The 13,261-nt window shown below is 70.1% G+C and carries 10 protein-coding genes; 5 read left to right on the top strand and 5 right to left on the bottom strand.

The features are described 5' to 3' along the window. Positions 1-56 precede the first annotated feature (56 nt). The 5 genes from ASG52_RS15955 (at position 57) to ASG52_RS15935 (ending at position 7,579) form a co-directional block, all read left to right on the top strand. On the top strand, positions 57-1,520 hold the full coding sequence (locus ASG52_RS15955; protein ID WP_056245141.1) for a UDP-N-acetylmuramoyl-L-alanyl-D-glutamate--2,6-diaminopimelate ligase: 1,464 nt from the start codon (positions 57-59) through the stop codon (positions 1,518-1,520). Next, positions 1,517-2,977 (top strand): UDP-N-acetylmuramoylalanyl-D-glutamyl-2,6-diaminopimelate--D-alanyl-D-alanine ligase, encoded by a 1,461-nt coding sequence (locus ASG52_RS15950; protein WP_056245138.1) that lies wholly within the window; start codon positions 1,517-1,519, stop codon positions 2,975-2,977. The genes ASG52_RS15955 and ASG52_RS15950 overlap by 4 nt, the downstream gene beginning before the upstream one ends. 95 nt (positions 2,978-3,072) lie before the next feature. Next, a complete protein-coding gene (gene mraY / locus ASG52_RS15945; RefSeq protein WP_056245136.1) occupies positions 3,073-4,155 on the top strand; it encodes a phospho-N-acetylmuramoyl-pentapeptide-transferase in 1,083 nt (360 codons plus the stop codon). Positions 4,156-4,352: 197 nt separating this feature from the next. Further along, positions 4,353-5,726, top strand: a complete 1,374-nt coding sequence (murD, locus tag ASG52_RS15940) for a UDP-N-acetylmuramoyl-L-alanine--D-glutamate ligase (protein ID WP_056245133.1) — start codon at positions 4,353-4,355, stop codon at positions 5,724-5,726. Positions 5,727-6,172: 446 nt separating this feature from the next. Beyond that, entirely contained in the window at positions 6,173-7,579 is a 1,407-nt protein-coding gene (locus ASG52_RS15935) for an alginate export family protein (RefSeq protein ID WP_502691080.1), read from the top strand. Positions 7,580-7,702: 123 nt separating this feature from the next. Here the strand turns inward: ASG52_RS15935 and ASG52_RS15930 are convergent, their stop codons facing one another. The 5 genes from ASG52_RS15930 to ASG52_RS15910 form a co-directional block, all read right to left on the bottom strand. Next, a complete protein-coding gene (locus ASG52_RS15930) occupies positions 7,703-8,419 on the bottom strand; it encodes an RlmE family RNA methyltransferase (RefSeq protein WP_056245130.1) in 717 nt (238 codons plus the stop codon). 59 nt (positions 8,420-8,478) lie between these two features. After that, complete coding sequence (locus tag ASG52_RS15925) at positions 8,479-9,591, bottom strand: Ppx/GppA phosphatase family protein (RefSeq protein ID WP_056245127.1); 1,113 nt, start codon at positions 9,589-9,591, stop codon at positions 8,479-8,481. A 132-nt stretch (positions 9,592-9,723) separates the two neighbouring features. Beyond that, a complete protein-coding gene (locus tag ASG52_RS15920) occupies positions 9,724-10,866 on the bottom strand; it encodes a glycosyltransferase family 2 protein (RefSeq protein ID WP_056245126.1) in 1,143 nt (380 codons plus the stop codon). Further along, complete coding sequence (locus ASG52_RS15915) at positions 10,863-11,618, bottom strand: lysophospholipid acyltransferase family protein (RefSeq protein WP_156384007.1); 756 nt, start codon at positions 11,616-11,618, stop codon at positions 10,863-10,865. Before ASG52_RS15915 ends, ASG52_RS15920 begins: the two co-directional genes overlap by 4 nt. Positions 11,619-11,683: 65 nt before the next feature. After that, positions 11,684-13,222: a phytoene desaturase family protein gene (locus ASG52_RS15910; RefSeq protein ID WP_056245121.1), complete on the bottom strand. Its 1,539-nt coding sequence runs from the start codon at positions 13,220-13,222 to the stop codon at positions 11,684-11,686. Positions 13,223-13,261 lie beyond the last annotated feature (39 nt).

Raw genomic sequence — 13,261 nt, 5'->3', positions numbered from 1 at the left:
GGCACCTCAGGATGAGGGCATGGATGGGAGGCCGCGACAGGTCACGGGAGCCTCGCATGAGCCAGCCCACCCTCGGCCATCTCTTCGGGGAAGCCGGCATCGATAGCGCCGACCTTCCGGTCGCGGGCCTCACCGCCGACAGCCGCAAGGTCGTGTCCGGCGGCGTGTTCGTCGCCGTGCCCGGCACCACGGCGGACGGACGGCTCTTTGCCGCGAAAGCGGCTGAAGCGGGTGCGGTCGCGGTCGTCGGGGAGGGCGAGCGCCCGGCCGATCTGCCCGCGGCCACCGCCTGGATCGCCGTAGCGGATGCCCGCCGCGCGCTCGCCCTCGCCGCCGCCCGCCTGTCCGGCCGCCAGCCCGAGACCGTGGTGACTGTGACCGGCACCAGCGGCAAGAGTTCGGTCGCCGACTTCGTGCGCCAGATCCTCTCCCGCATCGGCCGCGACGCCGCGAGCCTCGGCACGGTCGGCATCGTCACCAACCGCGGCGCGTCCTACGGCTCGCTGACCACGCCCGATCCGGTCACCCTGCACCAGACCCTGGCGCGGCTGGCGGACGAAGGCATCACCGATCTCGCCATGGAGGCCTCCTCCCACGGCATCGAGCAGCGGCGTCTCGACGGCGTCGGGCTGACGGCGGCCGCCTTCACCAATCTCGGGCGCGACCATCTCGACTATCACTCGACCATCGAGGACTACCTCGAAGCGAAACTCCGCCTGTTCACCACCCTGCTGCCGAAGGGCCGCCCGGCGGTGATCAACGCCGACGGCGCCTATGCCGAGCGCGTCATCGGCACCGCCGACGCCGCCGGCCACGCGATCCGCACCACCGGCCGCCACGGCGACTTCATCCGCGTGCTCGAGGCCCGCACCGAGGGCTTCGCCCAGGCCCTCACCCTGGCGCACGGGCGCGACACCTACACGGTGCGGCTGCCGCTGGTGGGCGGTTTCCAGGTCGAGAACGCGCTGGTCGCCGCCGGCCTCGCCCTCTCGACGCCGGCGGGCGAAAAGGACCCGGCCGCGGTCTTCGCCGCGCTCGATCATCTCACCGGCGTGCCCGGCCGCATGGAGCGGATCGGCGAGGCCAACGGGGGCCTGTGCCTCGTCGATTACGCCCACAAACCCGAGGCGCTGGAGCATGTGCTGACGGCTTTGCGCCCGTTCGCGACGGGCCGGCTCGTCGTGGTGTTCGGCTGCGGCGGCGACCGCGACCGGGGCAAGCGGCCGATCATGGGCGACATCGCGCAACGCTTGGCCGATCGCGTGATCGTCACCGACGACAACCCGCGCACCGAGGAGCCCGCGAGCATCCGCGCCGCGATCCTGGCCGCCGCGCCGGACGCGGAAGAGATCGGCGACCGGGGCGAGGCGATCCGCGAGGGCGTTCGCAGCCTCGAGCCCGGCGACGTGCTGGTGGTGGCCGGCAAAGGCCATGAAACCGGCCAGATCGTGGGCACAAGCGTGCTCCCGTTCTCGGATCACGAGGTTTTACGCGCCGCGATCGCTGAGGTGAACGGATGACGGCCCCCCTCTGGACCCAAGCCGCACTCGAAGCCGCCACCGGCGGCGCGCTGCACGGCGAGCTCCGCCCGATCGGCGGCGCCTCGATCGACACTCGCACGCTCCAGCCCGGCGACCTGTTCTTCGCGATCCGCGGCGAGGCCCGCGACGGCCACGACTTCGTGCGCGCCGCCCTCGACAAGGGCGCGGGCGCCGCCGTGGTCGCCGCCTCACGCGCCGGAGAATTTTCGACCCACGGCCCGGTGCTGGCGGTGCCGGAAGGCTCCGACGACCCGGTGCTGGATGCGATGCGCCGGATCGGCACCGCCGCCCGCGCCCGGAGCCAGGCGGCCATCGTCGCGGTGACGGGCTCGGTGGGCAAGACCGGCACCAAGGAAGCCCTGCGCCACGTGCTCGGGGCGCAAGGCGAGACCCACGCCTCGGTCGCCTCCTACAACAACCACTGGGGCGTGCCCCTCACGCTGGCTCGCATGCCCGAATCCGCCCGCTTCGGCGTGTTCGAGATCGGCATGAACCACGCCGACGAGATCCTGCCGCTCACCGCCCAGGTGCGGCCGGACGTGGCGCTGATCACCACCGTCGAGCCGGTCCATATCGAGCACTTCCCCTCGCTCTCGGCCATCGCCGACGCCAAGGGCGAGATCTTTTCCGGTCTCGCGCCGGGCGGCGTCGCGGTGATCAACCGCGACAACCCGAATTTTTCGCGGATGCTGGCGCATGCCCACGCCTCGAAGGCCGGCCGCGTCATCACCTTCGGCGAGCACGAGGCGGCGGATGTCCGCGCCCACCGCATCCTCACCCGCCCCGACATCTCCGTGGTCGATGCCACCGTGATGGGCCTGTCTGTCACCTACCAGCTCGGCACGCCGGGCCGGCACGTCGCCATGAACTCGCTCGGCGTGATGGCCTGCGTTCACGCGCTGGGCGCCGACCTCGCCCGCGCCGCCCTGTCGCTGGCGGGGCTCAAGCCCCCGGTCGGGCGCGGCGAGCGCACGGCCCTTCGAATCGCGGAGGGCGACGCCTACCTCGTCGACGAGAGCTACAACGCCAACCCGGCCTCGATCCGCGCATCCCTGGCGACGCTCGCCGGCATCGACACCTGCGCCAAGGGCCGCCGCATCGCCGTGCTCGGCGACATGAAGGAACTGGGCGAGGCCGGCGAGAGCCTGCACCGCGAACTGGCGGAAGCCGTGAAGGCGAACGGCATCGACCTCGTCTTCACCGCCGGCCCGCTGATGCGTCACCTGTTCGAGGCGCTGCCGCGGGAGAGCCGCGGCGTTGCCGCCCACACGGCGGACGAACTGACCGACGCGGTGGTCGCGACGCTGCGTCCGGGCGACGCCGTGATGGTCAAGGGCTCGAACTCCATGCGCATGGTCCGGATTGTCGAAGCGGTCAAAGCCCGCTACGCGCTGCCCCCGGACCAGCGCGAAGCCTCGCTCCAGGCGGTTCGCTGAGCGCCATCCACGGGCCGCTTCTCGCCCACCCACCGTGAGTCCGGCCGCGCCCGACGCGGTCGATCTCGAAAAACCTGCCGCGGGCGGACCTACGGATGCTCTATCTCCTGTCGGAACTGAGCGGCACGCTCACGCCCCTCAACGTGTTCCGCTACATCACCTTCCGCACCGGCGGCGCGCTGTTCACGGCGGGCTTCTTCGTGTTCTGGTTCGGCCCGTGGATCATCTCGCTCCTGCGCATCCGCCAGGGCAAGGGTCAGCCGATCCGCGAGGACGGGCCGGCCAGCCACCTGACCAAGCGCGGCACGCCGACCATGGGTGGGCTGATGATTCTCGCCGGCGCCATCGTCTCGGTGCTGCTCTGGGCCAACCCGCGCAACCACTATGTCTGGGTGACGCTCGCCGTCACCCTCGGCTTCGGCGCGATCGGCTTCTACGACGACTACCTCAAGGTCACGAAGCAGTCGCACAAGGGCTTTTCCGGCAAGTTCCGGCTATTGCTCGAATTCGCCATCGCCGGCTCGGCCTGCCTCCTGATCTCGATCTACTCGCCGGTCTCGCTCCAGAACCAGCTCGCCTTCCCGGTGTTCAAGGACGCGCTCTTGAACCTCGGCTGGTTCTGGGTGCCGTTCGCCGCCTTCGTGATCGTGGGCGCGGGCAACGCGGTCAACATCACCGACGGTCTCGACGGGCTCGCCATCGTGCCCGTCATGATCGCCTGCGGCACCTTCGGCATCATCGCCTACCTCGTCGGCAACTCCTTCACCGCGGGCTACCTGCAGGTGAACTACGTCCGCGACACCGGCGAACTCGCCGTCGTCTGCGGTGCGGTGATCGGGGCGGGGCTCGGGTTCCTGTGGTTCAACGCGCCGCCCGCGCAGATCTTCATGGGCGACACCGGCTCGCTCGCACTCGGCGGCCTGCTCGGCTCGATCGCGGTGGCGGCCAAGCACGAGATCGTGCTCGCCATCGTCGGCGGCCTGTTCGTTCTGGAAATCCTCTCGGTGATCATCCAGGTCGCCTCGTTCAAGCTCACGGGCAAGCGCGTCTTCCGCATGGCGCCGATCCACCACCATTTCGAGCAGAAGGGCTGGAAGGAACCGCAGGTCGTGATCCGCTTCTGGATCATCGCCGTGGTCCTCGCCCTCGTCGGGCTGGCGACGCTGAAGCTGCGCTGAGCTGTGATAGGAGGCGCGTCGCAACGTCGTTCCTACCCAATCCCCTCATCCTGAGGTGCTGCGAAGCAGCCTCGAATGAGGGCTCCAGGGATCGCTGAGCGAACTGGAGCCCTCCTTCGAGGCCCGCCAAGGCGGGCACCTCAGGATGAGGGGGAGGGGTGGGAGACGCGTCGCGTCGTCGTGAAAGGCCGTTCGCCATGACCCCCGCCACCACCTTCGCCGGCCAAAAGATCGCCCTGTTCGGCCTCGGCGGCTCCGGGCTCGCGACCGTGCGCTCGCTGCTGGCGGGCGGGGCCGACGTGCTGGCCTGGGACGACAACGCGGCCAGCCGCGACCGCGCCCGCGAGCAGGGCATCACGGTCTCCGACCTGCGCGAGGCCGACTGGTCCGGCTTCTCGTCCCTCGTGCTCGCGCCCGGCGTACCGCTGACCCACCCGGAGCCGCACTGGACGGTGCCGCTGGCGCAGGCGGCCGACGTCGAGATCATCGGCGACATCGAGATCTTCTGCCGCGAGCGCGCGACGCTGGCCCCCGACGCGCCCTTCGTCGCCATCACCGGCACCAACGGCAAGTCGACCACCACCGCGCTCACCGCCCACGTCCTGCGGGAGGCCGGCCGCGACGTGCAGATGGGCGGCAACATCGGCACCGCCATCCTCTCCCTGGAGCCGCCGGCAGACGGCCGCGTCCACGTCGTCGAACTCTCGACCTTCCAGATCGACCTCACGCCGTCGCTGGCGCCTTCCGTCGGGGTGCTCCTCAACCTCACGCCGGACCATCTCGACCGCCACGGCACCATGGAGAACTACGCCGCGATCAAGGAGCGGGTGGTCGCGAGTGCCGGCCTCGCCGTGGTCGGCGTGGACGACGCCTGGTGCGCGGCCATCGCGGTCCGTCGCGGTGGACCGCGGGTGCGCATCCACGTCGAGGGCCACGGCGACGAGGCCGGCGACCTGACCGTTCAGGGCCCCCGCATCGTCGATTCAGACGGCACCGGCCTCGCCGACCTCACCGGCATCGGTTCCCTGCGCGGCGCCCATAACGGCCAGAACGCGGCCGTGGCGGTGGCGGTCGCCCGGGCGCTGGAGATCGAGGACGAGGCGCTGGCGGCGGCACTGAGAAGCTTCCCCGGCCTCGCCCACCGCATGGAGGGGCTCGGGCGCCGCGGCCGGGTGCTGTTCGTCAACGATTCCAAGGCCACCAACGCCGACTCGACCGAGAAGGCGCTGCTGGCCTTCCGCGACATCCACTGGATCGTCGGCGGCAAGGCCAAGGAGGGCGGCATCGAACCGCTGAGCCCGCTGTTCGAGCGCATCGCCCACGCCTACCTGATCGGCGCATCGAGCGGCGCCTTTGCCGCGACGCTGGAGGGGAGGGTGCCCTTCACCCGCTGCGAGACCCTGGAAGTCGCCACCGAAACCGCCGCGAAGGCGGCGGCTGCGTCTTCGGCGCCCGAACCCGTGGTGCTCTTGTCGCCGGCCTGCGCCTCCTACGACCAGTTCCCGAACTTCGAGGTCCGCGGCGACCGCTTCCGGGTGCTGGTGCAGGCGCTTCCCGACGCCACGGCCTGATCCGTTCGGCTACTCCGTCATCGCGAGGCGGAGCCGAAGCTATCCGGAGCGCGACTTTTTCGGAGAGGGCGGGACCGCGCCGACGAAACGGTGCCATGGGCGACCTCTCTGGACAGTGCGGAGCGCTGGATTGCTTCGCTCCGCCTCGCAACGACGGCGTAAGGCGGAGTCCGCAGCGATCAGCCGGATATCGGCTGGTCGAGTAGGACGTTCCGTGAAGCACATCCAAATTTCATCCCGCCGTACTCAACCGAACAGTCCGTTTTTCTGTCCTCGTTGCCGAAGCACAGCACCAGCACACGTCAAACAGGATTCAGACCGCACACCAAAAAAACCTGACGGAATAATGCATCCAACCTGAGCGTTGGCATAACAGATCGGGCATCGTCTCGCCGGATCGGTCCATGCCGCATCAGGACGAGGATGATGTCTTGAAACGATTCCGGCTGCCCGCCTGCCTGCTCGCCGCCACGATCCCCAGCCTCGCCGCCGCGCAGGGCGGCCCGGTCTTCTCCGCGAACCCGTCAAAACCCCGCTTCCTCCTGCACGAGGCGTTGGGGAGCCCGGCCAACCTGCGCATCAGCGGCTCGTTCCGGCCGCGGGCCGAGGGCATCGCGGGTCAATTCCGGCCCGAGACCTTCGCCCGCAACGACATCCTCAACTCGTATCTCACCACGCTCTTCGTCGAGTACGAGACCGGCCCCCTGCGCATCGGCGGCGAGTTGTTCGACAGCCGTGGCTACTTCCAGCAGCGCAACTCCTCAGCCTTCACCACCGAAATCAATGCCCTCGAACCGGGTCAGGCCTACCTCGCCCTCGACCTCGCCGACGGAGCCGGGGAGGGAACCAAGAGCAGCCTCACGGTCGGCCGCTTCACCAAGAACATCGGCTCGCGCCGCCTCGTCTCGCGGCAGCAATTCCGCAATACCATCAACGCTTTCACCGGCCTGTCCTACGATTGGCAGAACGCCGCCAAGGACCGGCTCACCGTGCTGTGGACGATGCCGCACACGCGTCTGCCCGACGACACGCAGGGCATTCTCAACAACGACATCGCCTTCGACCGCGAGAGCCTCGATCTCCAGCTCTTCGGCGCCTCCTACACCAAGGCGGGCGTGCTCGGCGGCACCTTCGAGGTTTACGGCTACGGCCTCATGGAGCGGGATTCCGGCACCGGCCTGCGCTCGGTCCAGACCCGCGACCGGCGCCTGTTCACCCCCGGCCTGCGGCTGGCCCGCGCGCCGAAGGTCGGCGCCTTCGACTACGATCTGGAAGCGATCTACCAGACGGGGCAGGCCCGCGAGACCGCCGCCGCGAGTGACCGGCGCGACCTCGACGTCTCGGCCTACTTCCTCCATGCCGAGGTCGGCTACACCTTCGACGCGACGTGGCGCCCGCGGATCGCGCTGCAATACGACCACGCCAGCGGCGACGGCCGAAACCCGAACGGGTTCAACCGCTTCGACACCCTGTTCGGCGCCCGCCGCTTCGAATACGGCCCGACCGGCCTCTACGGTCCGGTGCAGCGTGCCAACCTGATCTCGCCGGCCTTACGCCTGGAAGTCACGCCGAGCCCGATCTGGGATGCCTTCGTGGCCTACCGCCCGCTGTTCCTCGAAACCCCCACCGACAGCTTCGGCGCGACGCTGGTCCGCGACCGCACCGGCCGATCCGGCCGCTACGCCGGCCAGCAGATCGAGGGCCGCATCCGGTACTGGATCGTTCCCGACGCGATGATCCTCGACACCGGCGTCGCCTACCTCATCAAGGGCGATTTTTTGCGCAATGCCCCCAACGCGCCCGACACCGGCAATACCTTCTACGGCTACCTGAACACGACGCTGTTCTTCTAACGGGATCCCAAAGGACGAGTCCTTTGGCGGGGCGCGGGGCAGAGCCCCACTTCCTTTCCAGGGCTCTGCCCTGGACCCGCGAAAGGACGTAGTCCTTTCGAAACCTGGGACTGGCCGGAGTGGCTACGCCTCCTCTTCGGCGTCCTCGTCCTCGGACTGGCCGCGGAAGCCGGTGGCGAGCACGTAGAGTTCGCTCGAATCGGCTCGGCTCGCCGCCGGCTTGACGTGGCGGACCACGGCGAAATCGCGCTTGAGGTCGGCCAGCAGGCTGCCCTCGGTGCCGCCCTGGAACACCTTAGCGAGGTAGGCGCCCCCCGGCGCCAAGATCTCGCGGGCGAAGGCCGCCGCGGTCTCGGCCAGCCCGATGATGCGCAGGTGATCGGTCTTCTTGTGGCCGGTGGTGTTGGCCGCCATGTCGGACAGCACGAGGTCGGCCCTGCCGCCCAGCAGCTCGGTCAGGCGCTCGGGGGCGGTGGGGTCAAGGAAGTCGCCGGTGATGAAGGTCGCCCCCGCCATCGGCTCGATGTCGAGCAGGTCGATGCCGACGACCCGGCCGCTTTCGCCCACCGTCTTGACCGCGACCTGCGCCCAGCCCCCCGGCGCAGCGCCGAGATCGAGCACCTTCTGCCCCGGCTTCAACAACTTGAACCGCTCGTCGATCTCCACCAGCTTGAACGCCGCGCGCGAGCGAAAACCCTCGCGCTTGGCCCGGGCCACGTAGGGGTCGTTGAGCTGGCGCTCCAGCCAGCGCTTCTGCGACAGGGTGCGACCGCGCCCGGTCTTCACCCGCTGCTTCAGGTCGCCGCGCAGACCGCCCGATCCGCCTCGCCGGTCGCTCATGATGTTGGTCCTCTCAAGGCGTCGTCCCTATCGGAACGCGGCCCGAGCGGGAAGGACGCTCAGCGATAGCGCCCCCGGCGCCACACGCCGTCCTCGCGCATCATGTTCATCAACAGCCCCTCGCGCAGGCCCCGATCCGCAATGCGCAGGCGCTCGGACGGGAAAACCCGGCGGATCGCCTCCAGGATGGCGCAGCCGGCGAGCACGAGGTCGGCGCGGTCGCGGCCGATGCAGGGGTTGTCGGCGCGCTGCTCCAGGCGGGTGTCGAGCAGGTCCTCGATGGCGTCGCTGACCTCGAAGTCGCTCATCCAGAGGCCGTCGACCCGGCGCCGCTCGTAGCGGGCGAGCCGCAGATGCATGGCCGCCAGCGTTGTCACGGTGCCCGACGTGCCGAGCAGGTGGAAGTACGGCGCGGTCGCCGCCGCCGCCGCGCGGATAGCGAAGGGGGAGATCAGGTCGCCGACTTCCTCGACCATGCCCTCGAAGGTCAGCCGCGTCACCTCGGTGCCGCCGTGGCGCTCGGCCAGCGTCACCACGCCGACGGGCAGCGAATCCCAGGCGCGGATGCGCAGCGTCGGGTCGGTCGAGGGGTTGGCCGCCGCGCCGTCGAGCCACGCGATCTCGGTGGAGCCGCCGCCGATGTCGAAGATCACCACCGATTCGGCGCGCGGATCGGCCAGGGCAGCGCAGCCGGTGACGGCGAGGTAGGCCTCGGTCTGGCGATCGACGATCTCGAGATCGAGCCCGACCTCGGCGCGCACCCGGTCCACGAACTCGGCGCCGTTGACGGCGAGGCGGCAGGCTTCCGTCGCGATCACCTTGGAGCGGGCGACGCCGCGGGCCTTCATCTTGGCCTTGCAGATGCGCAAAGCCTCCACGGTCCGCTCGATCGCGGCCTCGGTCAGGCGGTTGGAGTTCCCTAAGCCCTCGCCGAGGCGGACGATGCGCGAGAACGCGTCGATGACGCGGAATCCGTTGGGCGTCGGCTCGGCCACCAGCAGGCGGCAATTGTTGGTGCCGAGATCGAGGGCGGCGTAGGCGTCGCGGCGCCCATAGCGGGTCGGATAGGGCTCGATCGGCCGGCCGCCCACGACCGTGCGGGTGCCGTCCCGCGGGTCTTGCGGGTCGGCGGCGGGGCGAGCCGACACGGCGGCGGCGCTCTCATCCCTCATGGACGCGGCCGAGCTTCCTGAACGCACGCGGACACGGCAGCAGGCCGCACCATCGTGGCCTCGAAGCTACAGGCGTTACCGGCCAACTGCAAAGACTCGATCGCGGCCCGCGCAGATTTTGCCGCCCGATCGTCAGGATGTCCGGGGCGGGGCGGTGATCGGATAGCGGCGCCCCTTCCATACCGCGACGCCGGCGCGGCCTGGGCGCAGCAGCGCGTTCCACTGGATCGCCAGCGCGGTGCAGACGGTCACCGGATGCAGCGGCACGGTGGCGGCGGGCTCGCGCACCACCAGGGTGATCGCCGTTCGCGTCGCCAGCGACAGGAGGGTGGCCCCCGCCGCGATCCAGGCGGCGGAAGCATGGCCCGCCGTCAGCGCCAGGAGCAGCACCAGCCAGGGCAGCACGTGGCCGCCGAACAGGAGCGCCGTCCACACCGGAAGCGCCCGGGGCGTGGCCATGCCCTCACGGGCGTTCTTCGAGAAGCCGGCCCAGCTCTGAGGCCAATCGCGGTACATCCGGCAGGTCGCGAGCGCGTGCCCGGCGACGAGATCGGTACGCAGGCTCATGCTCCGAAACAGGCGCGGCAGGCGCACGCCGTCGTGAAGCGAGGTGCGGATCGCCTCGTGGCCGCCGCTGGCGCGGTAGGCCTCACTCCGCATCAGGATCATCTGGCCACAGGCCGCCCCCAGCGACGGGTCGGGCGAGAGCCGCATCATCGCCATCGGCAGGTAGCCGATCAGCAGGAAGTTGATCATCGGCACGGTCAGGCGCTCGCCGAAACTCTCCATCACCTGCCGCGGCACGCCGCTGACGAGGTCGGCCTTGGCGCGTCTTGCGTGCGCCGCGAGGCCCGCAGCACCGTTCTGCGCCAACGTCACGTCGGCATCGAGGAACAGGAGATGGTCGCCGCGTGCCTCGCGGGCGAGCATGGCGCAGGCGTGGTTCTTGCCGGTCCAGCCCTCGGGCAGGTCGGGCACGGCGACAAGGCGCAGGCGCGGATCGGTCTCGGCGATCTTTCGGACGATGGCGGCGGTGTCGTCGGTGGAATGGTCGTCGCCGACCAGCACCTCGATCGCGATGCCGGCGCTCGCGAGCGCGGCGCGCACCGTGCCCTCGATCACCCCCGCCTCGTTGCGGGCCGGGATCAGGATCGAGATGAGGCCGGGCGCCTCGGGCTCCGGCTCGGGCGTGCGCAGGATCGAGAGGTTGATCGCCGCGAGGCAGGCCGGCAGCGCGGCGAGCGCGAGGGCCAGCAGGGCGAGCGCCAGAATCATCGCTCAGACTCCTGTCGTGTGGCGCGGTGCCCGGATTCGAAGCGGCGCCCGGTGAGCATCGCCCCGAGCCGCCGCCAGCTGTCATAGATTCCGCCGACGCCGCGCTTCCCCGAGACCAACGTCTCGAACCGGGCGGGATCGCGGGCGATGACGTCGGCGGAGAGCCGGTCGAGGGTGTCGGTGAGCGCAGCCTCCATCCGGGCGAGGCGCTCCGGCCGGGGCAGGGCGAGGAGGTCGCCCGCTCGCATCGGCGCCCCGAAGGCGCAGAAGGCCTCCGCGCCGCGCTCCTCCCAGAAGGCGTATTCGAGGGCGAGCGGCAGCACCAGGGCGTCCGGAGCGATTTCAGGGACCCGGCTGACGCCGCCCTTAAGCCCGAGCGGACGGGCGCGGGTGTCGCTGAACCGCCCCTGCGCGGTGATCCACAGGGCGCGCCCCGGACCCGACAGCACCGCCCGCGAGGCGGTCAGGAACTGGGCCGCCCCGCGGCGGCTCTCCAGATCGACCGGGAAGGCGCCGATGCGGCGGAAGATGCCGTAGCGCTTGAGCATCGCCTCGTCGAACGGGGCGTAGCAGGCGCGGTCGGGAAACAGCCGGTCGCCGATGAGGATGAGGATCGCCGCGTCCCACCACGCCGGATGGTTGCAATAGACCACGAGCGGCGTGCCGGCCTCGACATGCGCCGGCACGCCCCAGCGGGCGAGCCGCAGGGCGTTCATGTGTCGGCGCACGAACCGGTCGAGATAGCCCGCCATGAAGCGCCAGACGAAGGCCGAGCGCTCGGGGAGTTCGGGTGGGGTGGGCGGAACGCCTCGTCCGGTCACGCGCTGGCGCGCAGCTCCGGCTCGGCCCGGCCGCGGATGTCCCCATCGAGCGCGTCGGCCGCGATCCAGCCCGACATCATCACCATCGGCATGCCGGGACCGGGATGGGCGGCGCCGCCCGCGAGGTAGAGGCCGCGCACTTCGCGCGAGCGGTTGCCCGGCTTGAACGCGCCCATCATGCGGCCGTGCGAGGCGAGCCCGTAGATCGCGCCGTTCAAGACCTTGTAGCGGTCGTGGATGTCCTGCGGGGTGAGGTGGCGCTCGACGACGATGCGCTCCTCGATGTCCGGCATGCCGCCGGTGCGCTTCAGCTTCTCCAGGATGGTCCGGCGATAGGCCGGAAACATTTTTTGCCAGTCGTGGTGCGGGCGAAGGTAGGGGGTGTGGACGAGGACGTAGAGCGCCTCGCCGCCCTCGGGCGCCACGCTCGGGTCGGTGGAGGAGGGGGCCGCGAGATAGGCGGTCGGGTCCGGGGCGGGCTCGCCCTTGCGGTAGATGAAGTCGAACTCCTCCTCCGGATCGCGGGAGAAGATGAAATCGTGGTGGGCGAGGTGCTCGTAGCGCTTGTTGAGGCCGAGATAGAGCACCACGCCGGAGCAGGCCGGCTCGAAGCTCTTCTTCTCGTAGGTCTTGCCGACCTCGCCGCCGACGAGTTCGCGGTAGGTGCGCACCGAATCCATGTTGGAGATCACGGCGTCGAACGGCGTCGTGCCAGAGGCCGTCTTCACGCCGCGGATCGCGCCGCCCTGGATGTCGAGCCCCGTCACCTCGTCGGAGGATTTGAGCGTCGCGCCGAGTTCGGTGGCGAGCTTCATCAGGCCTTCGGCCACGGCGCGGGTGCCGCCCATCGGATACCAGACGCCCTCGGCCGTCTGCATGTGGGCGATGGCGCAGAGCACGGCCGGCGCGCCGTAGGGCGAGGAGCCGACATATTGCACGAAGTGGTCGAGCATCTGCGCGAGGCGGGCATCCTTCACCTTGCCGCGGATCGTGCTGGCGACGGTGGCGTGCATGCGCAGGGACAGCACGTCCCGCAGGGTGCCGGGGTTCATGTTGGCGCGGATGTCGATCGTGTCGAACAGGTCCTGCACCGCCTTCCAGAAGAAGAAGCGCTCCGAGACGCCGTGCAGGTGCTCGGAGACCGCGATGAATTTCTTGTATCCATCCCCCACGCCTTGGCCGGGTGCGAACCGATCCATGGCCGTCGCCATGGCATCCACGTCCTCGATCAGGTCGATGCGGGAATCGTCGTCGAAGAAGCAGCGCCATTGCGGGTCGAGGCGACGCAGATCCATGTAGTCGTGGACCGACTTGCCGGCCTCCGCGAACACCCGCTCCAGCACGCGGGGCACGGTGAGGATGGTCGGCCCCATGTCGAAGCGGAACCCGCCCTCGTGCAGCACCGCCGCCTTGCCGCCCATCCACGCATTCTTGTCGTAGACGGTGACGCGGTGCCCCCTCGCAGCCGTCACGCAGGCCGCGGCCAGCCCGCCGAGCCCGCTGCCCACCACCGCGACCGAGGAACCCTGGCTCATCGCAACTCATCCCCGCCGGGGCTTGAGGCGCCGGCCTTC

It is taken from the genome of Methylobacterium sp. Leaf456 (assembly GCF_001425465.1).
GTDB lineage: Bacteria > Pseudomonadota > Alphaproteobacteria > Rhizobiales > Beijerinckiaceae > Methylobacterium.
This window is presented reverse-complemented; position numbering and strand designations above follow the sequence as displayed.